General features: G+C 73.9%; 18 protein-coding genes. All 18 read right to left on the bottom strand.

All coding sequences use genetic code 11. The features are described 5' to 3' along the window. A partial coding sequence (locus ACZ6CL_RS41005) for an ATP-binding protein (protein WP_468946199.1) occupies positions 1-1,830 on the bottom strand: 1,830 nt, incomplete at its 3' end. Positions 1,831-1,835: 5 nt separating this feature from the next. Next, positions 1,836-3,686: a hypothetical protein gene (locus ACZ6CL_RS41000; RefSeq protein ID WP_468946197.1), complete on the bottom strand. Its 1,851-nt coding sequence runs from the start codon at positions 3,684-3,686 to the stop codon at positions 1,836-1,838. Then, entirely contained in the window at positions 3,683-4,228 is a 546-nt protein-coding gene (locus ACZ6CL_RS40995) for a hypothetical protein (protein ID WP_468946194.1), read from the bottom strand. The genes ACZ6CL_RS41000 and ACZ6CL_RS40995 overlap by 4 nt, the downstream gene beginning before the upstream one ends. A gap of 2 nt (positions 4,229-4,230) precedes the next feature. Then, a complete protein-coding gene (locus tag ACZ6CL_RS40990; RefSeq protein ID WP_468946192.1) occupies positions 4,231-5,367 on the bottom strand; it encodes a hypothetical protein in 1,137 nt (378 codons plus the stop codon). Next, positions 5,364-7,367, bottom strand: coding sequence for a hypothetical protein (locus ACZ6CL_RS40985; protein ID WP_468946189.1), 2,004 nt, complete (start codon positions 7,365-7,367; stop codon positions 5,364-5,366). The genes ACZ6CL_RS40990 and ACZ6CL_RS40985 overlap by 4 nt, the downstream gene beginning before the upstream one ends. Positions 7,368-7,369: 2 nt before the next feature. After that, positions 7,370-8,656 carry a hypothetical protein gene (locus tag ACZ6CL_RS40980; RefSeq protein WP_468946187.1) on the bottom strand — a complete coding sequence of 429 codons (1,287 nt, stop codon included), beginning with the start codon at positions 8,654-8,656 and terminating at the stop codon, positions 7,370-7,372. An 11-nt stretch (positions 8,657-8,667) separates the two neighbouring features. Continuing rightward, positions 8,668-10,644, bottom strand: a complete 1,977-nt coding sequence (locus tag ACZ6CL_RS40975) for a phage tail protein I (protein ID WP_468946185.1) — start codon at positions 10,642-10,644, stop codon at positions 8,668-8,670. Continuing rightward, positions 10,641-12,698, bottom strand: coding sequence for a putative baseplate assembly protein (locus tag ACZ6CL_RS40970; protein ID WP_468946183.1), 2,058 nt, complete (start codon positions 12,696-12,698; stop codon positions 10,641-10,643). Before ACZ6CL_RS40970 ends, ACZ6CL_RS40975 begins: the two co-directional genes overlap by 4 nt. Beyond that, complete coding sequence (locus ACZ6CL_RS40965) at positions 12,695-14,635, bottom strand: putative baseplate assembly protein (protein WP_468946180.1); 1,941 nt, start codon at positions 14,633-14,635, stop codon at positions 12,695-12,697. Before ACZ6CL_RS40965 ends, ACZ6CL_RS40970 begins: the two co-directional genes overlap by 4 nt. Then, positions 14,632-15,063, bottom strand: coding sequence for a GPW/gp25 family protein (locus tag ACZ6CL_RS40960; protein ID WP_468946177.1), 432 nt, complete (start codon positions 15,061-15,063; stop codon positions 14,632-14,634). Before ACZ6CL_RS40960 ends, ACZ6CL_RS40965 begins: the two co-directional genes overlap by 4 nt. After that, positions 15,060-15,755: a phage baseplate assembly protein V gene (locus ACZ6CL_RS40955; RefSeq protein WP_468946175.1), complete on the bottom strand. Its 696-nt coding sequence runs from the start codon at positions 15,753-15,755 to the stop codon at positions 15,060-15,062. The genes ACZ6CL_RS40960 and ACZ6CL_RS40955 overlap by 4 nt, the downstream gene beginning before the upstream one ends. 2 nt (positions 15,756-15,757) lie before the next feature. Beyond that, a complete protein-coding gene (locus ACZ6CL_RS40950) occupies positions 15,758-16,939 on the bottom strand; it encodes a phage late control D family protein (protein WP_468946173.1) in 1,182 nt (393 codons plus the stop codon). A gap of 10 nt (positions 16,940-16,949) precedes the next feature. Then, positions 16,950-17,621, bottom strand: coding sequence for a CIS tube protein (locus ACZ6CL_RS40945; RefSeq protein WP_468946171.1), 672 nt, complete (start codon positions 17,619-17,621; stop codon positions 16,950-16,952). Further along, on the bottom strand, positions 17,618-17,812 hold the full coding sequence (locus ACZ6CL_RS40940; RefSeq protein WP_468946169.1) for a putative phage tail protein: 195 nt from the start codon (positions 17,810-17,812) through the stop codon (positions 17,618-17,620). The genes ACZ6CL_RS40945 and ACZ6CL_RS40940 overlap by 4 nt, the downstream gene beginning before the upstream one ends. Beyond that, complete coding sequence (locus ACZ6CL_RS40935) at positions 17,809-18,327, bottom strand: phage tail protein (RefSeq protein WP_468946167.1); 519 nt, start codon at positions 18,325-18,327, stop codon at positions 17,809-17,811. The genes ACZ6CL_RS40940 and ACZ6CL_RS40935 overlap by 4 nt, the downstream gene beginning before the upstream one ends. After that, complete coding sequence (locus ACZ6CL_RS40930) at positions 18,324-19,817, bottom strand: phage tail sheath family protein (protein WP_468946165.1); 1,494 nt, start codon at positions 19,815-19,817, stop codon at positions 18,324-18,326. The genes ACZ6CL_RS40935 and ACZ6CL_RS40930 overlap by 4 nt, the downstream gene beginning before the upstream one ends. A 1-nt stretch (position 19,818) precedes the next feature. Continuing rightward, entirely contained in the window at positions 19,819-20,274 is a 456-nt protein-coding gene (locus tag ACZ6CL_RS40925; protein ID WP_358620129.1) for a phage tail protein, read from the bottom strand. A gap of 31 nt (positions 20,275-20,305) precedes the next feature. Further along, the coding region (locus ACZ6CL_RS40920) for a phage tail sheath family protein (RefSeq protein WP_468946162.1) at positions 20,306-21,979 on the bottom strand (1,674 nt) is incomplete at its 5' end.

The raw sequence follows: 21,979 nt of genomic DNA, 5'->3' as shown, positions 1-21,979 counted from the left end.
GGCCGGGCGGGGGAAGTGGACGACGAAGTGGAAGCGGCGGGTGAACGCCGGGTCGATGTTGTCCTTGAGGTTGCTGGTGAGGATCACCAGTCCGTCGCTGGCCTCCAGGCGTTGCAGGAGGTAGCCGACTTCGAGGTTGGCGTACCGGTCGGTGCCGTGCTTGACCTCGCCGCGCTTGCCGAACAGGGCGTCGGCCTCGTCGAAGAGCAGCACCGCGTGGCTCTCCTCGGCCTGCCGGAACGCGGTCTCCATGTTCTTCTCCGTCTCCCCCACCCATTTGGAGACGACCTGGGCGAGGTCCACTTTGAGGAGTTCCAGGCCCAGCATGCCGGTGACGATCTCGGCGGACATGGTCTTGCCGGTGCCGGGCTCTCCGGTGAAGAGCGCCTTGACGCCGCCGTGTCCCGAGCGGCGGGTGAAGCCCCAGCTCTCGGAGATCCGGGGCCAGGCGCGGAAGGCCGAGGCGATCTCCAGGATCTGGCGGAACTGGACGTCGGGCAGGACCAGGTCGTCGACGGTGCGGCGGGGCAGGATGGAGTGGACGGCGCTGCCGCTGCGGCCGCGGGTGACGGTGGCGATGGCGGGTTCGACGTGGTCGGCGACCGGCTCCGGGTGTCCGTTTCCCGCCAGGCGGGCCCCGGCGTCCGCGACGGAGGCGACGGCACGCAGTTCGCCGCCGCTCATCCGGTACCGGACGGCGAGGTCTTCGAGGAGCGGCCCGTCCAGGCCCGGGAGGGCGGCCGACCACATGGCCCGGCGGTCGGTGAACTCCGGCGCGGGGACGGTGAGTTCGGCGTAGGCGCGCGCGGCGAGCAGGCCCGCGGGGCGCCAGGGTTTCAGACCGGTCAGGCACACCGGTACGCGGGAGCGCGGCAGCGCGGCACAGATCGCGTCGGCGTGCGCCCGTTGCTGCTCGCCATGGAGGTCGTCGGTGGGGATCCACAGCACCGCGCCCAGCGCGGCGGCGGTCCGCAGGTCGGCCTCGGGGTCGGCGGTCAGGGTCCGCAGCGGTGTTCCGGCGGCCCGGGCCAGGGCCTGGACGGCGTCGAGCTGGCCACCTGGCGGGCACCCCCACAGCCCGGCCAGGTCGATGTCTCCGGAGCCGAGCGCGCGGCCCAGCCGGATGAGCCGGTCCGAGGACAGGTACGGGGACAGGACACGCGGTTCGGGTGGCGCGACGTCGCCGGGGTCGTGGCCCAGCAGTCCGACGTCGCCGCCCCAGCCCAGCAGGAAGTCCAGCACCCCGGGGCCGAGGACCAGTTCCTGGGCCAGCTCGACCGGGGCCTCGCCGTGGGCGCGCAGCAGACCGTACCGGCGCAGGGGCCCGGCGGGGCCGAGGGAGCGGCGCAGGGCGAGGCGGGCGGGCGCGCTGTCGGCGCCGGTGCCCGCTCCCACGGTCACCAGCAGTTCGACGCTGGGGAGGCGGCGGTTGAGGTTGTCCACGATGTAGGCGTAGATCCGCTCGTAGCCCCGGTCGAGTTCGGGCGCGGCGACCAGCAGCAGCGCGTCCTGCTCGGCGCGGGTCAGGCCGAAGCGGGTGGCGAGGGCGTCCAGGGGCAGGGTGGTGCCCTCGGCGGACGCGCGCCGCCGCAGGTCGCGTTCGGCTTCCGGCTCCTGCCGCCGGGGGGCGTACGGTGCGGCCATGGTGTCGGTGAAGGCGTGCACTTCACCGAGGAGTACGCCCACCTGTTCGTCGGTGACGCAGTACGGGGTGAGGTCCGGCCGGGTGAGCCGGGCCGCCAGCTGTGCCTGCCGTTCGACGGCGGCGTGCAGGGCGCGGTGTGTGTCGGCCAGCCGCATCCGCAGGTGCTCGACCGCTGGTTCGCCCATGTGTCTCACCCGGCCGAGAAGGTCAGGGTCCGGCCGCCCAGCCAGACCACGTCGGGTACGTCGGCGAGCAGGCCGCCGCGCAGGAGGTCCGCGTGGCGCCGTCCCATCGGCACGCGGACCCGGACGGCCGCGGACTCGAACCGCACGGTGGCCTCCAAGTCGGCGAAGCGGCGCAGGGCCAGCAGCGGATCCGGTCTCTCGCGGTCGCGCCAGAGCGTCCAGGCGATCGTGGACAGGCCGAGCGCCGCGGCCAGGGTGACCGTGCGCTCCAGGCCTTTTTCCGGTGCGAGCGGTACCGCCCGGCGCTCGGTGACCAGGGCGGTGACCAGGCCCGCGAACCGCTCGGTGTGGGCGGGCAGTTCGGCGGCGAGTCGCAGGTCCGGGGCCGTGTCCGCGGCGCTCCACAGCGGGGTGCGCCAGGGCAGCCGCGCCACCGGGTCGCCGCGCAGCGGCCGTACGCCGGTGAGGAACGGCACGCCTTGCGAGGCCAGGTCGCGCAGGGTGCCCGAGGGCAGGGGTCCGTCGCAGAGCAGTACGGTCGGCCGCCCGGAGGCCTGCCAGTACGGCAGCAGCCCGGCGGCGTCCGTGGCCCAGGCGATGGGGAACATGCCCTGGGCGTCGGCGAGGAGCAACGCGTCGTCGGCGCCGGTGATCAGGAGCGGGTCGACGGGGTCATGGCCACGGCACACCGAGAGCGCCAGGACACCGTCGAGGACCGGGAGCGCGGGGCGCACCTGACGGGCGAAGGCGGTCAGGTGTTCTTCGGCGACGGGTGGGTGGAGACCGGCGAAGGCGGCCGCGGCCTCGCCGTCCCCATCGGTGCGACGCCAGCCGCGCGCGGTCGCACCCAGCACCTTGTACGCGAGGGCCGCCGCGAACAGCGGTGCGTCCTCGGCTAGTTCGAGGCCGGACAGGGCGGGGCCGATCGCGTCGAGGTATCCGATGCGGGCGAGGGGCCCGGCGAGGAGGAAGGGCAGCGCGGAGCACACCCGTACTTCGCCGGTGGTGCGCGGCACCATCGGCGTGGCACCCGCCGCACGGGGTTCCGCCGCGATGGTGTCGCCGCCCGCTGTGCCGGGCGGCGGACCGGTGGTGCGGCCCGGAGGGGCTGGCGGTTCCTGGCCGGGGGTTCCGCTGAGATCGCGGGCCAGCCGTACCGTCTCCTCGGGGTCCGCGGAGATCAGGTGGGCGGCGAGTGCCCGGGGCAGGTCGGCGGCGGCGGTGCCCGCGGCCGCGACCGCGGTACGCAGCGGCTCGGGCAGCGCCTCGGCGGGCCGGGTTGCGAGGGTCCGTACGACGAGTTCGGCGAGCAGCCGCGCGGCCGTCGTGTCGTCGGCGCCGAGGAGGGCGGGCAGATAGGCCCGTACGGACGCGTCGGGCAGCAGGGCGAGCAGCGCGTCCAGTTCGCCGCGTTCGGCGAGTTCGGTGAAGAGCGCGGCGGCGCTCGGGGCGGTCGGCGCCGCGGACGCCGCCGCGAAGGACTCCTCCAACGGCACACGGTCCGCGTCCGTGCCGGACGGGTCGGCGGGGATCTCCATCATGGGCACGGGCGCGAAGTGGACCTCGACGGGCGGCCCGCCGCTCGCGGCCCGGCCGGTGCCGCCCCTCCGGCCCGGCCGGACGGTGACGGTCAGCGGTTCGGTGATCTCCACGTCCGGTCCGTCCACGTCCAGTCGCTCGGCGAAGTGGTCCGCCAGCAGGTCCGGGAGGGAGTCCACCACCTGGCGGACGAGGCCGCGTGGATCGGGCCCCCAGCTCCACCCACCGCGCCGGACCACGGTCACGGTGCAGCGGTGCACCGTGATCTCACCGGGGCCTCCGGTCTCGCCGGTGTCCGGCGCGGTGGGGGCGCTCATGTCACCTTCTCCATCGTCAGGTGGCCCGCCCAGCCCGCGGCGAGCACCAGCACACCGTGCACATCGCCCGCGGCGAGGGTCACCGGCAGTTTCACCTGGGTCTGCTGGGCGGGGATCTCCCCGGCCAGCACATGGGTGTTCTGCTCGTCGGACACCAGGGCGACCACGGGCGTGGGGCGGGCCACGGCGACCTGCACGGTGAGGGTGAGCCCGTCGGTGGCCAGTGCGACGTTGTCGGGCCACGACGCGAGGCGCACCAGCGCCGGTTTGGGTTTGCCGTCGGTCGTCACCTCGACCCCGAAGGCCAACGGCTCGGCGAGGGCGCCCGGTTCGTCGTCCACGGCCGCCACGGCCAGCTCTCTGGCGCTCAGCGGAAGGGCCGCGATACGACCGTCGCCCAGGGAGACGCGCAGCGGCAGCGCGGTCCCGACGAGGTCGGCCGCCTCGGTGGCCGGGGCGCCGGAGCCGGGGGCGGTGCCGGTCAGGGCCAGCGCGCCCACGACGTGGCCGGTGTCGGCCGCGTACACCACGGTAAGAGCCATCGTCAGCCACCGCCGTTCGTTGGTGCGACCGTCGCCACGACGAGGAAGTCGACCGCTCCGGGCGCTTCGGTCACCTTGGCCGGGGTCACCAGGGGGTTGTGCAGGCGCACCCGGCAGCGGACCCGGCGGTCGGCGTCCACCGTGGCCTCCACCGGGCTGTACAGCGTCGCCTCCGGCAGGGGCGGTATGCGCGGGGTCAGCTGGACGTGGATCACGACCCGGCCGTCCGCGACCTGTTCCGGGGTGATGCCGGACGGCAGGGGCAGCAGCATGCCGTCGGTGGCGGTCCCGGACGCCACCAGTGTGCTCCCGGCGGGCATCCGGCCGCTGAAGCTGCCCTCGATGGTCAGGTTGCCGTTGGCGGCGACCGTCATCAGGGGTGCGACCGTGCCACTGCCCTGGTAGAGGCCGAAGACCAGGTTCGGTGTGTCGCCCCCGGACAGGACGAGCGCGGGTTTGCCCTCCTCGGGCTCCGCGCCCGTCCGCAGGGTCAGCGCGCCCGACCGGGCCGATACGGTGTCCGCGCGCACGCCCGCGTAGCGGACCGCGACGCCGCGCGCCGTGGTCTCGACGCCGCTGAAGTGGCCGTCCGTCCAGCGGACGTAGCCGAGCAGGACGAGCCAGCGGGCGGGCGGGTCGGCCGGTGGGGCGCCGATCGCGGGCGGCCGCTGCTCCGCGACCAGCCGCTCGTCGCCGTGGCGGCCGAAGAGGATCTGGTACGACTCCTCCACGCGGGTCTTGGTGGCGCTGCCGGAGCAGGAGACCGGTCCGGGCCGCTGGGCCGGTTCGCGGTCGGCGGAGGTGAGGAAGACCGGGTAGGGCTCGTCCCTCGACTGGTCCGCGCCGTTGATCTCTTCGAAGTCGCTCTCGCGCAGCACGACCGGCTCGGTGACGACCACCTCGCGGCCGGTCCCGTCGACGGCGATGCCCGCCGCGACGCTCACCTCGGCATAGCGGACATTGGTCGCCGGGTCGGTACGGGGCTCGACGGCGAGGCCGAGCCCTTCGACGACGCCCCACTCGTGCAGGTGGCGCGCGTGCCGGGTGGCGCTTGCGCGTGCGTACTCGACCGTGGCCGACAGGTCGGCGGCGGCCAGTACCTGGCCCTCGTGGAAGGCGGGGCGCAGGGGGCCCGTCATGGCGTCTCACCGGGCTTCTGGGTACGGGGGCGGGGCGACCGGGCGCGTTTGGCCGGGGGCTTGGGCTGCTCGTCGTCCCCACGGGCCGGTGCCTGGTCAGGCGCCGGGTCCGCTCCCCCGGCCGCGTCCGGGTCCGGTGTGCCTTCGCGTTCTGCTAAGCGTTCCTCCAAATGCGTGACCTGCGTCTCGGCGCTGCCCATGTGGGCGCGCAGGCCCTCCACGGCGGCGGTGAGATCGGCGACCTGGGTCCTGAGCCGGGCGAGTTCCTGCATGCTGTCGGTGACTTCGCTGGGGGTCGTGTAGACCTGCTCGTGCAGCGCCTTGGGCGGTGTCTCGCCGGGTGCGGGGGTCAGCAGCAGGGACAGCATCTCCTCCAGGTCCCCGGTGCGCGGCCAGTCGCCGAGCAGCCCGTCGGCGTACGGGCGCGCCACCGGGCCCTCCGTCGGGAGCGGCAGCGTCCGGTACTGGGGCAGGGGCTGGCAGCACACGCGCTCGGCGAGTTCGCGCAGCCGGTAGAGCTTGGGCAGCCATTCTCCGTAGGCCGAGCCGCCCGGCAGCACCTGTTCCCGGGTGGCGGAGCAGACCCGTACGACGTCGCAGCCCTCCAGCTCCACCCGCGCGAGCAGGACGTCGGTGTCCGTGCAGTCGCCGCACGGGGGGTTGAGCGTGGCGCAGGCCGCGTCGGCCAGGAAACGGCGGACCGCGGTGGACAGCGTCGCGGCCGCTTCGGCGATCTGCTGCGCCTCGGCGACGGTCGCCGTCTCAGTGCTGTCCGGCGGCGGGGCGGGCAGGGGCGGCGGTACGTCGGCGGCGGCGACGTCCGTGCGCAACGCGCAGTCGGCGAGGCCGTCGGCCTGGTCCAGGCGGCACAGCAGCCACTCGCGGATCAGGCCGAGGTCCGCGCGGAACTCCACCCGCAGCGCGTGGCCGAGCGGGGTCCCCTGGGCGAGCATGCGCAGTTCGAGTGGCGCGTCCACGGTGCCCCGCTCGGGTACGACCCGGGCCGTGGTCTCGGTGACGACGGCGTGGGCGATCGCGGCGTGCAGCGGGTCGGGCCACGCCGCTTCCGTGTCGGCGGACCGGAGCCGTTCGCACGCCGTGCCCAGGGCGCCGCGGGCCTCCTGGACGGTGGTGAGGTCGGGGTAGTCATGCCTGAGCTGGCCCTGCCCGGCCGCGTCGTAGGTGTCGAACCGGGCGACGGCGGCGGCGAGCGCGCGCACGTGCTCGGTCATCTCGCGGGCCGTCGGCGGGGGCGGCGGGCCCTCTCCGGCCGCGTTCTCGCGCAGCCAGGAGAGGGCGGTGGCGTACCGCTGCGCGTCGGCGGCGTCGAAGCGGAAAGTGCGCCCGACGCCGGTCGAGGCGAGGGTCAGGGCATCGGTGTACAGGCCGAGCCGCCGGTCGCGGGTGCGGGCCCGGTCCGCCCGTGGGAGGTCGCCGATGCTCGCGAGGAGCCGGGTGCCGGGATTGTGGCGGTGGTCCTCGGAGTCGTCGCACTTGACGACGAAGCGGAACCCCTCCTGGACCCTGGAGGGCACGCATCCGGGTGAGGGGCAGGGCTCCTCCGTGGCGTACGGGGCCACCGGCTCGACGGGCAGCTCCTGGTAGCGCACATAGAGCCCGTAGCGACGGCCTCCGTCGTCGTCGCAGTCCTCCCCGCAGTCCACGCCGAGGGCTTGCACGCGCCGCTCCTGCACCAGGGCCCGCACATCGACGTGTTCGGCGCAGGGCACGACGATGTCGTTCCCGGCGCAGTCGAGGGCGTGTCCGGGGTGCACGGCCACGGTTCCGCTGCCGCACGGGTCGCAGGTGACGCCGAGGCCGCAGATGACGCCCGGCCCGTAGAGGGACCGGTTGTGCAGTCTGCGCTTCGCCGTCGTGTAGTCCAGCAGCAGGCTGAGATCGTCCTCGGTCAGCAGTTGCCCTGCGAAGAAGCGAGGACGTACGAAGGCGGAGGTCCGGGTGGCGTCGCCACCGCAGCCGCATCCGCAGTCTGTTCGCATGATCAGCGCTCCTTCACAAAGAACCAGCTTTCGAAGACGTCCCCGCCCGCACCGGTGCCGGACGTCCAGGGGCCGATGCCCGAGGGTGGGAGGTCGCAGCCGCCGCCGTGCGCGGCCGACCGGGTGTTGTGGTCGTCGATGGTCGGTACGCGCCCGCCGACGTGGGTGCCGTCGACCGGGCGGCAGCAGCGGTCGAGGAGGAACGCGGCCCGGACGGTGATCAGTACGCGGTCGCCGTCCTGGAGCGTCTCGCGGGTGGTCTGGCGGTAGCGGAACCGGTCGGTGAACTCGCCGCATTCGCCACGCGTTTCGGTGTCCGATCCGGTGTCCGGTTCGGCGAACCTGCCGCCCATGTACCAGGTGGAGGCGTTGCGTCCGCTGCCGCCCTCGATCACCTGGAGTTCCACCACACCGGGCCGCAGAGTGTCGGTCCGCACGCCGGAGGAGAACCGCACCACGAGGCCGCCGTCCTCGTCCTGGGTGCCGAGGAGGGCCTTGGCCTCGTCGATGGTGTAGGTGTACCCGTGGATCCAGTTGATGCCGGTGATCACGGTGGGCACGTGGCGCCCGAAGGCGCGGCGTACGTTCATATGGATCTGGTCGCACCGCACCGGCTCGTGCCAGTCGACGCAATCGATCCTGGCCAGCCACAGCACCTTGTGCTCGCAGGGCGAGCAGCAGGTGTCGCAGCGTTCGTCGGCCGGGGGCTCGCACCCGGTGACCCGCACCGTGTAGCACTCCTCCGTCCAGCCGAACTCGCAGTCGGAGGTGTCCGCGCAGGCGTCGTTGTAGACGGCGCGGGTGGGCTCGACGGGCCGCTCGGCGTACTCGACGCCGACCCAGACGGTGTCGGTGTCCCGCTCGTGCGGCGGCAGCGCCTTCCACAGGTCGATGACGCAGCCGCCGCGCACCACGACCTCGTTGCCGTCGCAGTCCACGCCGAGACCGGGGGTGATCGTCACCTTGGCTCGGCGCCGGGTGTGCCGGGCTGTTCCGTCGCCGCTCTGTTCGGCCAGTTCTGTGCCGCTCTGCTCGGCCGATGGCGTGTCCCCACCGGTGTCCGGGGGGCAGTCGTCCTCGTCCCGCCGCGCCGGTTCCACGTGCAGGCCGCACACCACGCCGTAGCCGAGGAGCGCGCGCATGCGCAGCTTCAGCTTCTCGCGGTGGTAGTCCTGTTCGCGCTGGAAGTCCCGGGCGCCCAGCATCTGGCCATGGAAGTACCGCAATCGGCGCAGCGGTGCCGCGTCGAACCCCTCCGTGCCTGACCGTGATGTCTCTGTCTCCGTCATGCCCCGTCCTCTCACGACACCTGTGTGTGCACACCGACGGCGGAGACGACTCCCACGCCCACCCCTCGGCGCAATCCTCTCGGCCCTGGCCTCAGCACCCCGTCGCGGCCCAGCCGCAGGGGACGCGCGCCGCCCAGTACGGGCGCGGGCAGCGGGACGAACGCGGTGTCCACGCCGACCGTGGACCGCGACCCGACCACGAACCCCGCGCCGCCGGTCCGTACCGACCCCACCGTGTGCGCGGGCGCTTGTCGCTCCACCAGCCGCGCGAGCGCCGTCCCGTCCGCCGATCCGGCGGGCAGGGCCACCCGGAACCGGTGCGCGTGCGCGGTGAACGGGTCGCTGTCGGGGGCGCCGAAGGCGCGCAGCGGCGCCGCGCCCAGGGCCGAGCCGCCGACCCGGAACCGGCTCGCCGACCGGCCGAACAGCCTTATGGCGCCCAGCCCTTGGTCCTGTCCCGGCCCCTGTCCCGCGCCGGTGATGGCCGCGCGCAGGTGAGCCCAGCGGCGGTCCGTCGCCAGCTCGTCGATGACCGGGTCCACGCCGAACACGATGCGCACCGCCTCCCGCAGCGCCCACGGTGTGCCCCGGCGCCGGTACAGCTCCGGGGCGGCGGCCAGCAGCGCCCGCCGGGTGCGGGCGTCCCAGCCCGCCTCGAACGACAGGCCCAGCAGCCCGGCCAGCCACGGCAGCACCCGGTCGGGGACCCCCGCCGGGTCGAGGAGGGCCGGATACCGCTCGATGACCCGGTCGAGCTGGGCGAGCGTGGCGTCGAACAGCGACAGGAAGCGTTCGGTGAAGTCGTCGGCCGCGGGATCCTGGCGGAAGGCGGGGGGCAGCAGGTCGGCGCTGGTGGCCCGGGGGAAATCGAGGCGGATCCGGCGTACCACCGGAGTCGCGGCGCCGTCGCCGAGGAGCCGCAGCCGCAGCCGCAGGAAGCGGCCGGGCGGCTGGTCGACGAGGAAGTCGGTGATTCCCGGGGCCGAGGTCTGCCAGTCGCTGTCCTCGTAGCGGCCGTCCTCGCTCACCACGATCGCCACGGCGGCCGTCGTCCCGTCCGGCACGTCGGCGTCCACGCGGACGCGGTGCCAGCGGCACCGTGAGATGCCGCTGTCGATCAGGGTGGTGAGGTACGAACCACTGGTCAGGTAGGTGTCGGTGGCAGAGGGCGCCGGGTCCCGGGGCAGACCCTGCCAGGTGTGGCAGGTGGTGGCGGGGCCGTCCGGGCCCTGCCCGCTCAGGCAGAACCCGTCGTCACCGGCCGAGGTGAGCGCGGACGGCGGCAGGGCGGTGGCCAGTTCGTCGACGGTGACGGTGCGGAAGGGGCCGCGGTGGCCGCCCCGGTGGATCGTGAGCCGTCCGCCGTCCTCGGTGAGCAGCCACACGCTGCGCTCCGGTCCGGTGCGCAGGCTGACGACCTCGCCGCGCGCTCCGGTGCGGAGCACTCCGCGGAAGCGGCCCGCCTGGTCGTACCGCAGCAGGGCCGTGCTGCCCTGACAGGCCACCAGTATCTCGTCGGCGGGGGCCGGAGCGGCCCAGCGGGCCCGCTCGGCGCGGATCACCCCGGCGAGTTGCGCGCCCTCGCGGCGCCACACCAGGACGCGGCCGGAGTCCACCACGGTCAGCCGGTGTCCGCGCGCGGCGACCGAGACCGGCGCGCGCAGCAGGCCGGGGTCGCAGCCAGGTGGCCAGACGGGGGTGAACGCTCCGCAGGCGTCGCGGCGCAGCAGCCGCCGCTCGCCGGGGACGAGCAGGTACCAGGCGCACGGCCCGCAGCCCGGCGCGAGGCGGGGGTCGGGGAACCACGGCAGCAGCTGGCCACGGGTGGGGCCTTCCGGCACGGTGCCGCCGTAGGCGAGGCGGAGGCCGGACGGGTCGTCGAAACCCACGATGCCGTCGATGCCGTCGGGGGCGCCGGTGTCCGGCTCGTCCCAGCCGGTGTAGGCGTCGAGCAGCCGGAAGGTCGCTGGGTGGGGTGTGCACGTCATGGCTGGTCTCCTACCGGGATCAGCAGCGGGCGCTCCGGCCAGACGAGGGTGTGGGGCGGGAGGGCGTGGTCGGTGCAGGGCGGCAGGCGCATGCCGTCGACGGTGAGCGAGAGCCGGGTGACGGCCAGCACCCCGTCGACCGCGAGGAGCCGCCGCACCAGCGCCGTGTGCCGCAGCGCGCCGCCGAACGGCCAGCCCGCGCCGTCCTCCCCGCCGCGCAGCGGGTCCAGGTAGGCGCGTACCGCGTCGCCCGCCCGGGCGAGGACCGCGGCCCGGTCGAGGTCCGGGTCGAGCGTGACCCAGGACTCCACGCCGACGCGACGGTACGGCACGGGGGCGGCGACCACGGTGACCCCGGCGGGGGCGGCCTCACGCGACAGGAAGTCGGCGACGGCCCGCAGGGTGGCGGCGGTGGGGACGGGCGGGTCGCCGGTGTCGCCGTCCGGCGGTACGGGGGGTACGACGAGGACTCCGACGACGCCGGGGATCGGCGCCCCGGCGAAGTCGGGGTGCAGGCCGGGCACGCCCCGGGCGCGGGCCACCGAGGCGCCGGGCGCGCGGAGGGCGAGCTGTCCGTAGTCGGCGGGGGCCACGGCCCGGCCGCGGGCCCGCAGTTCGCCAACGCCGCGGCGCATGGCGTCGGCGTCGGGTTCGGCGTCGGTTCCGCCGGAGGCCGGGAAGGGGTTGGCCACGCCGGTGACGAACGGCAGCGCGGTCACCACCCCGCTCACCGCTCCCGCCCGTACGGCGCCCGCGCTGCCGCCGCCCACGCGGTAGCGCACGGCGCGGACGTTGCGGAAGCCCGGCGGGACCGCCGCGCCGTTGACGCCGTCCCCGAAGGTCACCTCGCCGGTGTCGTGGTCCACGGTGAACACCCGGTCGTCGGCGCCGTATCCGGCCAGGCTCTCCACCTCGCGCCACCGGGAGGCGGTACCGGCGGTGGTGCCGAACACGTCGCCGCCGGTGTCGTCGTCGACCTCGATGACCACCGATCCGGCGAGGATGGGCACCTGGCTGAGCTTCATGCGCCGCCGCCCGGTCGCCGCGGCGTCCTGGACGGGCTGCAGCGGTTCGTCGCGGATGGTGCGGGCGGCGGTGGCGGTGACCACGTTGAGCCGCAGCCCTGACAGGACGGGCGCGGTTCCGGGGAAGGCGCCGTGGGCGATGCGCAGCCGCAGCCAGCGCAGCAGGGGGCGGGGCCGGGTGCCGGGCGGGCTGCCCGGCTGCCATGAGCGCGGCACCCTCAGCTCGACGGTGCCGTTCGCGCTGAGCCCGGCCGTGGAGTCCCGCATCACCTCGGCGGGGACGAGCCGGGTGCCGTCCAGCACGTCCCAGCGCAGCAGCGGCGCGGGGGGCAGCGGCAGCGGGACGAGCCCGCCGGAGGCCGCGGGCGCGGGCGGCGCGGCGACGACCACGAAGCCCAGTGAGAGCCGCGGGTAGGGTCCGGCCGGTCCCGCGAGTCCGATCCACAGCCCATTGCCGGGTTCCGGGTCCCGGCCGAAGGGCGCGAAGGGGCGGCTGGGCCCGGACGGGCCCAGCGGCAGGGTCTCCAGCCGTCCGGATTCCTGGACGGCGAGGGCGCCGAGGGTGGCCGGTGTGGCGTACAGGTCCTGGTCCGTCTCGTAGACGACCTGCCCGGCCGGGGTGGAGGCGGCGCTCTGGAACCCGGCCGGGACGAGCACGGAGGAGCCGTCGGGCGGGTTGACGGTGAACTCCAGGAGCGCGGCCGCCGCGCCGGGCGGGCGCCGCCGCACGCCCGCCGTCGCCAGGTGGTCGGCGAGCACCTTCTCCGGCAGCCGGTTGACGCGGCCGAGTACGGGTTCGGCGAGGGTGCCGAAGAGGCGGACGAGCGCGACCCCGGCGTCCTGGCGGTCGGGGTCGGTCCAGCCCGGGGTGTAGCCCGCGATGCGGCCGCGCACGGCGGTACGGACCGCCTCGCGGGTCGCGTCGACGAGTTCGGGCTGAACGCCGGTCGGCCCGGGGCCGGGTACGGTCCGTCCGTCCGCCCGCTCCTGTTCCCGGGCGTCCCTCTCCCACCACACGTCGCCGGTCATGCCAGCCCCTCCCCCGGTTCGACGGCGGGCACGATCCGGGTGCGGACCGTGCGCAGGACGGGCAACTCCCCGGCGCCGAGCGGCACCTCGTCGCACGTCTCGGCCGCGTCGGCTCCGTCGAGGCCGATCGCGACGGCGGCGATGTCGGCCAGGTCGCCCAGCGCCCGCTGCGCGGCGCGCAGCAGGGCCGAGGGCCGCAGCGGCTGTCCGAAGGGCCAGCCGTCCTGATCGTCGCCGCCCGCCAGCGGGTCGAGGAAGCGGCGCAGCGCCGTGGTGACCACGGTGGACACGCGGGTGCGGTCGGCCGGGTCGCCGGACAGGTCGACGCGCAGGGCGACATCGCGGTAGCGGGGCGCGCGGACGAAGATCTCGGAGGTGAGCAGCCGCGCTTGTTCCAGGCGGGCGGCGACCGCGCGCAGCATGCCCGGGTCGGGAAGCGGCGCGGGGACGAAATCCTCGCGGCCGAGGTCCTCCCGGGGCGCCGCGGGCACGATGTGGACGGTCACCGCGCCGGGCACCGTGGCGCACGGGAAGCCGGGGTGACTGCCGAGGGCCGGGTAGGCGCGGGCGACGGCGACGCCCGGGGTCGTACGGGCCAGAGTGACGAAGTCGTCGGCGGTGACCGCGCGGGTCACCTCGCCGAGGGAGGCGGCCGCGCGCTGGCGCGCCTGGGGAATCGTCTCGGGGTCCGCGCCGCCTTCGGCCCGTACGAGGTTGGCGGCGAAGACCGCTGCCGGGATGTCCGCGGCCGGGAGCCAGTTGCCGGTCATGCCGCCATTGCCGTCCCGGCCGCCGCCGGTGACGTACGCGACCCGCAGGTCCGGGTCGGGGCGGGGGACGCGTCCGGTGAGTCCGTCGCCGAACACCAGCGCGCCTTCGGCCCGGTCGAGCAGGAAGGTCCGGTCGGCCGGTGCGCCGAAGGTGAAGTCCGGGACCGGCTGCCACTCCTGGCCCGCCAGGCGCAGCGTGGCTTCCAGGAGGCGGTCGGCGGCGTCCGGCAGGACGAGATGCTGGCCGGGCAGCCGGAGCCAGGCGGCGGTCTGCTCGTGGAGGTCGGCGCCGCTCGCGGTGCGGTGGACGCGGTGGTGTGCGGCGGACACGTTGACGGCGAACTGGAGGAGCCGGGGCGGGGCCGCGTAGGTGGCGGCCGGGGTCGACAGCAGCAGCCCGGTGTCCTGGGTGGTCCAGTCGGCCGGGGGATGCAGCCGCACGACGCCGGAGCGTCTGAGCCCGGCCGTGCCGTCCTCGACCTTCTCGAAGCGTCCGGTGATGTCCGTGCCCGGCCGGAACCAGGACCAGGTCAGCTCGGCGGGCGGCGGCACCCCGTCGGCCGCGCCGGGCAGCCAGGACGGTACGGACGCGGCGGGCGCGTCCAGCTCGACCAGCAGGCCGATCGGGCCGGGCGCGGGGTGGGCTCCGGTGAGCGGGAGGGTGAACCGGGCCTCGGCCGGGGCGCCGTCGCTCGCGAGCAGGGCGATGCCGCGGCGGGCCCGCAGGTCCGCCGTGCGGTCGCGGTCGGTCCATACGGTGATCTCGCCGCCCTCGGCGAGCGGGAGGACGGCCACGTCGTCGTCGAGGGTGAAGACGATGCGGCCGGTGGGGTCCCGGGTCAGCGCGGTCCCGGCAGGGAGGACGGGTACGCCGGTGTCCTCCTGCCGGGCGGCGAGGCGCAGCACGGTGGCGGCGGGGCGGGCGGGGCGCGGGGGTTCGAGGCCGAGGAGGCGCAGTATGGCGACGACGAGCGCGTCCGGCACCTGGTCGAGCCAGTACAGCCGCTGTTCGAGGAGATAGGCGAAGAGTTCGAGGAGGGTGACGCCGGGGTCGACGGGCGCGTGCAGCGTCCAGGTGCCGTCGGACTCGGCGGGGATGCGGCGGCGGATGGCCGCCATCATGTCGGCCCAGGTGAGGTCGTCCAGCTTGGGCGCGGGCAGCGTCATCGCGTCCCCCCGGAGAGGCCCGTGGAACCCGTGAGGTCTGTCAGCCCGGTGTAGAACGGGAACACCAGGTTCGCCTTGGTGTTGCTGCGCCGGATGCGGTAGACGACGGAGACGGTGATCCGCGATTCGTCGGCCGGGTCGGCCTCCGCGCGGACCTCTTCCAGGTCCACGCGAGGCTCGTGGTCGCGAACGGCGGCGGCGATCGAGTGCTCCAGGTCGCGCAGGTTCTGCACACTGCCCGGCGCGAACAGCAACTCGTGGGCGCGGGTGCCCAGTTCGGGTCGCATGACGCGCTCGCCGGTGCCGGTGAGCAGCAGCGCCCGCAGACAGTGTTCGATGCTCTCCTCGCCGGTGGCGTATCCGAGCCGCCCGGACGCGTCGGGCAGGATCGGGAACCGCCAGCCGGTGCCGAGGAACTCCTCGCTCATGCCGTCCTCGCCTTCTTGGCCAGCACGGCCGGGGTGAGCGGCGGCGTCGGCGGGCCGGTCGGGCCGACGGCGGAGGGGTGGGTGTGGGTGTTGAACGCCTGGAGCAGCGCGTTGCCCAGGACGAGGGGTTCGGTGGCGCCGCCGCCGAGGTCGATGGAGGGCGAGTCGACCGTCACCTTGGGCGCCTTGAGGGTGATGTCGCCCTGGGCGGTCACGGTGACGCTGCCGCCCTCGGCCGCGGTGATCCGGACCGCCTTGCCCTGGTCGTCCAGCTCCACCACGTGTCCGGCGGCGGAGGTGATGCGTACGGCGGCCTGGGACTCGGTGTCGTCGAGGAGCACCTGGTGGCCGTGCTTGGTCCGGATGATCTTCTGGTCGCGGCCCTCGGTGCGGGCGGTCGGAGGTTTGTCCTTGCCGTTGTAGAGGCCGCCCAGGACGATCGGGTACCGCATGTCGCCGTGGACGAAGGCGACGAGCACCTCGTCGCCCTTCTCGGGCACGAACACCGAGCCGTAGCCGTTTCCCGCGTACAGCTGGCTGACCCGGATCCAGTCGGTGACGGTGGTGTCGTCGAACCACGGGAACTTCAGCTTGACCTGGCCCTCGTCGTCGCCCTCGTTCTCCACGACGAGCGCCTCGACGACGCCGTAGTAGCGCTTGTCGGTGGAGCGGGCGCGTGGCGTGCCCCTCATGGTCACTGGTCCCCCTGATGGATCCGCCGTCCGGTGAACTGGGTGAAGAAGCCGCTGGAGTTGAGCGTGTGCTCGACCCGTTTGACGAAGTACGTGCCGGAGAAGCGGCGGCCCAGGCCGTAGATCTCCAGGTTGTCGCCGGGGCGCAGCTCGGGCAGTCCGGCCACCTTGCCGGTGGCGGTGATGAACTCGTACGCCCGCTCGCGCAGCAGGCTGATCGCCAGTTCGCGGGCCTCCTGATCGCTGCCGACCGGCGCGTCGACCATGACCTCCTGGCGGCCCTGCAGGGTGGACTCGGCGACCTGGGGCCCGCTCTGCCCATCGGCCGTGTTCTGCCCGGCGGGAAGGTTCTCGGCGGTGGCGGTGAAGGCGATGGGCTGCTTCGTACGGGGGTCCCAGCCGCGCACGGTGACCTTGCTGACCTGCTGGGACACCGTCAGCGTCGGGGTGAACTCGATCAAGTTGGGGATGAGCCCCGCGGGCTGGCCGGTGGGGCCGGTGCTCAACCCCGGCGCGTAGGCCAGCCGGTACAGCCGGATCGGGCGGCCGTCGCGGCCGTCGGTCGGCTTGATGAAGTACAGCGTGTCCTCGCCGGTCGTCGCGTCCGGCAGGATGTAGCAGTCAAAGTCCAGTCGCTTGGCCCGCTCCAGCAGGAACGTGGCGTCGTCCTGGTTCTTCTGCACCACCAGGTCGTGGGTGGGGCCTTCCCTGGTGACCTCGATGCGCAGATGGTTGCGCTGGGCGATCTGCTCGGCGATGCGCCAGTCGGGCAGATTGCGGTAGGTCTTGGTCTCGTTCTCGGTGGGCTTGCGGTCTTTCAGCCGCAGCAGCCCGTCCACGCCGCTGACCTGCACGGTGGGCGAGGCGGCGTCGGTGAACTTCGGACTGAGCGTGGAGATGGTCCCGGTGGCGACGGTGAGCAGCTTGTCGGCGTAGCCGAGCCGGACCGAGACCCGGCCGCCGAGCCGGAAGCTCGGCGAATCGCTGTGCTTGAACCGCAGGTTGGCGTCGTCCCAGTTGTTCAGGGTGAGATCGAACCCGGACATCTCGTCGATGTCCCGGTTCACCTTGATGTCGATGATGTCGTTCTTGGTGGACGGGTCCACCTCCAGGCCCTCGATGCGCACGTCAAACTCGGGCGCGTACCGGTCGGGCGACGCGACCTCGGGTGCCGGGGTGCTCATCGCGCCCCCTTCACGGCAGCCGGGGCACGGTCAGCACCCGGCCCGGCCGCAGGTCGCGCGGGTCGCTGATGCCGTTGGCGCGCGCCAGCTCCCGCCAGGCGTCGGGCCGCCGGTACAGCGCGGCGGAGATGGAGCTGAGCGTGTCGCCGCGGCGCACCACATAGCTCTTCTCGACCGTGGGCGAGGAGCGCGGGGTCTCGGCGACCTGGACGGCGGCGGTACGGAACTCCTTGAGCGAGAGGTCCAGCATGGCGCGCAGCGGCACCCCGTCCGGCCGGAACAGCTGGTAGTTGACATCGAGCTTCTCCACCACGCCGGTGAAGACCTCCTCGTCCCAGACGAAGCGGACGACCGGCGGCGCGTGTTCGCGGCTGTCGGGCCGCAGCAGGTTGCGCAGCGCGTTGACGTAGGCGGTGCGTACGTTCTCCAGGGTGTCGGAGGTGTCCACCAGGGCCTGGACGGTGAGGGTTTCGGTGCCGCCGCGCACGTACTGCAGGGGCGGGGTCTCCAGACCGGGGATGGTGATCTCGGCGAACGTGTTGGCCTTGCTCAGCTTGTAGTCGGTGGGGTTGAACCGCAGCGGGATCCGCCGCTTCCGCTCGTCGGCGATCACCGGGCGGACGATCTCCAGGCGGGCCCGGGCGGCGCCCTGGCCCGCGAAGGACACGGGGGTGACACTCACTGGTGCACCTCCCCGTCGCCGAAGCGGCGTTCGGCCCTGGTGTGCTCGGCGCGGGCGCACTGGTCCTCGTACAGCTTCGCCCAGGCCTGGATGTGCTTGTTGAACAGGCGGGTGAACACGGCGCCGTCGTCGCCGTCGACCTGGAACCGGACCTCCAGATGGTGAATGGTCACCTTCGGCACCCCGGTCACCTCCCTGGGCTCAGGCGGGACAGGGCGTTCGCCGCGGCGTCCTGCAGGACCTTCGTCAGCCCCTCGTGGGCGATCTCCAGCGTCTCGACAGCGATCGCGTTCTGTTCCGCGTGCAGGTCCGGGCCGCTCCACTTGGCGGCGAGCCCGCCGTGGAAGGCCCATGCCGCGCCGGGCACTCCGTCCGGGCCGAGCACGATGACCGCGCCGTCGCGGCGGGCGCCGAGGGAGTCGGCGAGCCCGGCCTGGTACCAGGACCACAGCCCGGGGTCACGGACCACTCCGCGCTTGAGCGTGATCCGGTTCCAGGAGTGGCGCAGCGGCAGCTGGTGGACCGAGTCATTGCGGCCGCCCTCCGGGTAGCTGGTCACCTCCAGCTGCGCGCCGAGCCCGGTGACCTCCTGGAACGCGCCGGACGCGGCCAGTGGCAGCAGCAGTGCCTGCGCGGGCGGCAGATAGGCGTCGCCGGGGTCGAGGGTGACCAGGAAGCGGTATTTGGGCAGGGGATCCAGGGTCATGCCTCGATTACCTCCAGGTCTCGGTCCTGGCCGAGTACGAGACGGAGCCGGATGAACTCCATGGGGACGGCCGGGGCGACCTCGATCTCGCAGACGAGCTGCCCCGGGTCCTGCTCGGGCGGGTTGTTGGTGTCGTCGCACACCACCCGGAACGCCTGCTCGGGCCGGTCACCGACGAGCGCCCCGGCGCGGAAGGCGGCCAGGAGTACGGAGGTCAGGGCCCGCACGAGGGTCAGCCTCAGTTCGGGCGAGTTGACGTCGAACACCAGCGGGCCCGCCGCCCGCCGGATGGCCCGCACCAGCAGGTGCACCAGCCTGCGGTGGGCGATGTAGCGGGTGCGCGGGTCGGCGGACAGGGTGCGCCCGCCCCACACCATCAGCCCCCGCCCCCGGGTGCAGCGGATCAGGTCGATCCCGGCGTCGAACAGCCGGACCTGCTGCGGTTCCGGGTATTCGGCCGCGAGGTCGACCGCCTCCAGGATCACGGCGTTCGCGGGCGTGTGGTGGGCGCCGCGCTCGCCGTCGAGGCGGGCGATGACGCCCAGGACGTGCCCGGAGGACGGGACGGTCCGCAGATCGTGGCCGTCGGGGACGCGCAGCGGCGGGTGGTAGACGGCGGCGCAGCCGAGCAGCCCGCTGTCGCCGGTGGCCGCCAGGGCGCCCGCCCAGCTCGCCGCCTCGTCCACGGAGGACAGCCGGGGCGGTACGTCGAGGACGGCGAGGCGGTCGTGCAACGGCTCGATGCCGCGCAGCAGTTCGAGCACCACGTCGGTGTGGGCGGTGCCGGACAGGTCGGTGCCGAGGTCCGGCAGCGCCACCAGCGCCGGTTCCGGCAGTTCGGCCTGTACGGTCAGGGCGCCGGTGTACGCGTCGCGGGCGGGCGCGGCGTCGGTGCCGCCCTCGAGGATGAGGTCCCAGGACGCGGTGATCGGGCCGGGCGGTCCCGCCGGTGGTGGCGGGCCGTCCGGGACCAGCCGGATGTAGCGGGACGCGGCCAGCCGGTCGGCCACCTCGGTAAGCGGCAGCCCGGGGAAGGTCTCGGGCGGCTCGCCGGGCAGCATGACCCGTACGCCCACGGTGGGCGGTCCGGCGACCGTGCTGGCCTGGTAACGGATCGCGACGCGCGCGCCGTTGGCCCACGCGCCGGGGCTGGTGGCCACCACCTGGAAGCCGGTGGCGGCCAGTCCGCGCAAGGGCCCGGCCTCCCACGGTGCCCGGGCCAAGGTCGCGGGCCCGGACACGCGGATCACCCAGGCGGTGCGGCCACCGTTCTCGAAGAAGCCGCGCAGGGCGTACGGGGTGGCGAAGGCGCCCTCCGGCGGTCCGAAGGCGGCCACGACGTCGTTCCAGCTCTCCACGCGCACGGGAGTGCCGACCGGGCCCCGGCGGAGCCGGCCCAGGAACGCCGCCACGTCCGTGCGCAGCGGCTCCGTGCCCGGGTCACGGGGCGCGGACGTCAGGGTTACGCCGGGAAGCGCTTCGCCGGTCATATCAGGCGTCGATCTCCAGCTTCTCGACCGCCAAGACGAGGGTCTCCATGGCGATCTCGTTCTTGGTGGCGCTGAGCGTCGGGCCGGTGTACTTGGTGGGCCAGCCGCGGTCGAAGTTCCAGCGCATGGCCTCCTGGCGGTTCTCGTCCAGCAGCACGATCGACCCGGAGGTGCGCCGTACCTTGCCGTTGAGGGCTTCGACGACCCAGTTCCAGAAGCCCACGTGGCCGGTGACGCCGCGCTTGAAGGTGAGGTTGGTGAACTTCTTCAGCCCCGGGATCTTGCGGACGGTGATGTCCTCGCTCCCGGTGCGGTACTCGATCGGCGGGATTTCCAGCTCCAGCCCGCTCACCTCGGTGAAGGACCCGCTCACCGCGACCCCGTCGTCGCTGACGTTGGTCACGATGATCTGGAAGTTATATGACGCGTAGGGATCGTCCCTGGTGACGGGCGGCATGGTGGCCTCTCCTCAGTCCTCGGTCGGGCGCTCAGGCGAGCTGGGACTCGCGGGTCTTCTGCTGGATCCGGAAGATGACGAACTCCGCCGGGAAGACCGGCGCGACGCCGATGACGCAGATGAGCCTGCCGTTGGCGAGGTCGTCCTCGGTCATGGTGGTGCGGTCGCAGGCGACGAAGAACGCCTCGTCGGCGGTGGTTCCGGCGAGCGCGCCGCTGCGCCAGACGGTGGTGAGGAAGTTGGTGACGGTCTGACGGACCAGCGCCCACAGCGCCTCGTCGTTGGGCTCGAACACCACCCACTGGGTGCCCTCGTCGATGGACTCCTCCAGGTAGAGGAAGAGCCGCCGGACGCTGACGTACTTCCACGAGCTGTCCGAGGAGAGCGTGCGCGCGCCCCACACCCGGTGGCCCATCCCGGGGAAGAAGCGCAGCGCGTTGATGCCCTTGGGGTTGAGCAGGTCCTGATGGCGCTTGGTGACGTCCTGGGCGATGCCGTCGGTCAGCCGGATGCCGCGGATGACCGCGTTCGCCGGTGCCTTGTGCACTCCGCGCTCGACGTCCGTGCGGGCGTAGATCCCCGCCATGTGACCCGACGGCGGCACCTCGGTGTCGCGGCCCGTCGACGGGTCGCGGGTGACCAGCCACGGGTGGTAGAGCGCCGCGTACTTGGTGTCGAACGGCTCGCGGAACGCCTGGATGCCCTCGGTGTCCAGGCCGTCCTGGGGATCGAGGATCGCGAACCGGTCCCGCAGCAGCTCGCAGTGGGTGACCAGGGCCGATTCGACCGTCCCTGACCACACCCCCGGCACCGCGCACACGGCCACCTCGTCGATGTCCTCCAGCGCGGCGATCCCGGTGCGCTTGCCGCTGCCGCCGTCCTCGCCGACGAAGTCGGCGACGCTGAGGCTTCCGTAGGCGTCGTCGCCGTCCGCCAGGGTGAGCCAGGATCCGACCGCGGGCACGGGGAACTTCGCCGGGTCGGTGGACAGACCGGACAGCGCGGTCGCCCGCACCAGCTGGGAGCGGCCGGCCAGCGTGGTCACCAGGTTCGACGGCGCGTCGCCGGTGAGCCGCAGGCCCGGGTACGACTCCGTCACCACCGTCCCCGAAGAGTCGGTGAACCGGGCGTCGACCTGCGCCTCGACCAGATGCAGCCGGTCGGTTTCGAACAGCGTCCCGGGCACGTTCCCGTCGAGGGTGACGACATCCGCGGCGACCGATTCGACCGTGCGGACCGTCAGGTTGGTGCCGTCGTCGAGCTGGACGACGGCGCCCTTGTACAGCCTGCTCGCCCCGCCGACCCGCAGCGTCGGGCCTGCCGAGGTGTTGCCCCGGCGCACCCGGCGCACCAGCAGCCCGCGGCGCCACGCCGCGTGGGAGGTGCCGGACGGCAGGGTCAGCGTCACCTTCCCGTCGGCGGGCTGGCTGACCTGGACCTTGAACCGGCCGGAGCCGATCTGCACCCACACATCGGCGGGCAGGTCGTCGGGGTCGAGCCCGGTCCGCGCGGCGACCTCGACCGTCTCGCTGTCCGCGGCGGCGTCCGCGGCCAGCTGCGTGACGAACAGCGCGCCCTCCTGCGGCTCCGGCAGCACCGGCAGCGCGGCCGAGGCCACCGGCTGGATCCGCACCTGGACGGCGCCGCCCCACGAGCCGGGGCTGACGGCGCTGAACTCCAGCGTCTCTTCGGTGCCGCGCGTCCC

This window comes from Streptomyces sp. NPDC041200, assembly GCF_055591805.1.
The sequence above is the reverse complement of the archived record's forward strand: the minus strand, read 5'-3'. Positions and strand labels throughout refer to the sequence as shown.

What these genes read in the sequence shown, in the direction of transcription:
- ACZ6CL_RS40935 (WP_468946167.1), bottom strand. Translation starts at nt 18,327, where the DNA reads ATGACCCTGGATCCCCTGCCCAAATACCGCTTCCTGGTCACCCTCGAC.
- ACZ6CL_RS40950 (WP_468946173.1), bottom strand. Translation starts at nt 16,939, where the DNA reads ATGAGCACCCCGGCACCCGAGGTCGCGTCGCCCGACCGGTACGCGCCC.
- ACZ6CL_RS40990 (WP_468946192.1), bottom strand. Translation starts at nt 5,367, where the DNA reads ATGACGGGCCCCCTGCGCCCCGCCTTCCACGAGGGCCAGGTACTGGCC.
- ACZ6CL_RS40980 (WP_468946187.1), bottom strand. Translation starts at nt 8,656, where the DNA reads ATGACGGAGACAGAGACATCACGGTCAGGCACGGAGGGGTTCGACGCG.
- ACZ6CL_RS40975 (WP_468946185.1), bottom strand. Translation starts at nt 10,644, where the DNA reads ATGACGTGCACACCCCACCCAGCGACCTTCCGGCTGCTCGACGCCTAC.
- ACZ6CL_RS40925 (WP_358620129.1), bottom strand. Translation starts at nt 20,274, where the DNA reads ATGCCGCCCGTCACCAGGGACGATCCCTACGCGTCATATAACTTCCAG.
- ACZ6CL_RS40930 (WP_468946165.1), bottom strand. Translation starts at nt 19,817, where the DNA reads ATGACCGGCGAAGCGCTTCCCGGCGTAACCCTGACGTCCGCGCCCCGT.
- ACZ6CL_RS41000 (WP_468946197.1), bottom strand. Translation starts at nt 3,686, where the DNA reads ATGAGCGCCCCCACCGCGCCGGACACCGGCGAGACCGGAGGCCCCGGT.
- ACZ6CL_RS40965 (WP_468946180.1), bottom strand. Translation starts at nt 14,635, where the DNA reads ATGACGCTGCCCGCGCCCAAGCTGGACGACCTCACCTGGGCCGACATG.
- ACZ6CL_RS40970 (WP_468946183.1), bottom strand. Translation starts at nt 12,698, where the DNA reads ATGACCGGCGACGTGTGGTGGGAGAGGGACGCCCGGGAACAGGAGCGG.
- ACZ6CL_RS40995 (WP_468946194.1), bottom strand. Translation starts at nt 4,228, where the DNA reads ATGGCTCTTACCGTGGTGTACGCGGCCGACACCGGCCACGTCGTGGGC.
- ACZ6CL_RS40960 (WP_468946177.1), bottom strand. Translation starts at nt 15,063, where the DNA reads ATGAGCGAGGAGTTCCTCGGCACCGGCTGGCGGTTCCCGATCCTGCCC.
- ACZ6CL_RS40985 (WP_468946189.1), bottom strand. Translation starts at nt 7,367, where the DNA reads ATGCGAACAGACTGCGGATGCGGCTGCGGTGGCGACGCCACCCGGACC.
- ACZ6CL_RS40955 (WP_468946175.1), bottom strand. Translation starts at nt 15,755, where the DNA reads ATGAGGGGCACGCCACGCGCCCGCTCCACCGACAAGCGCTACTACGGC.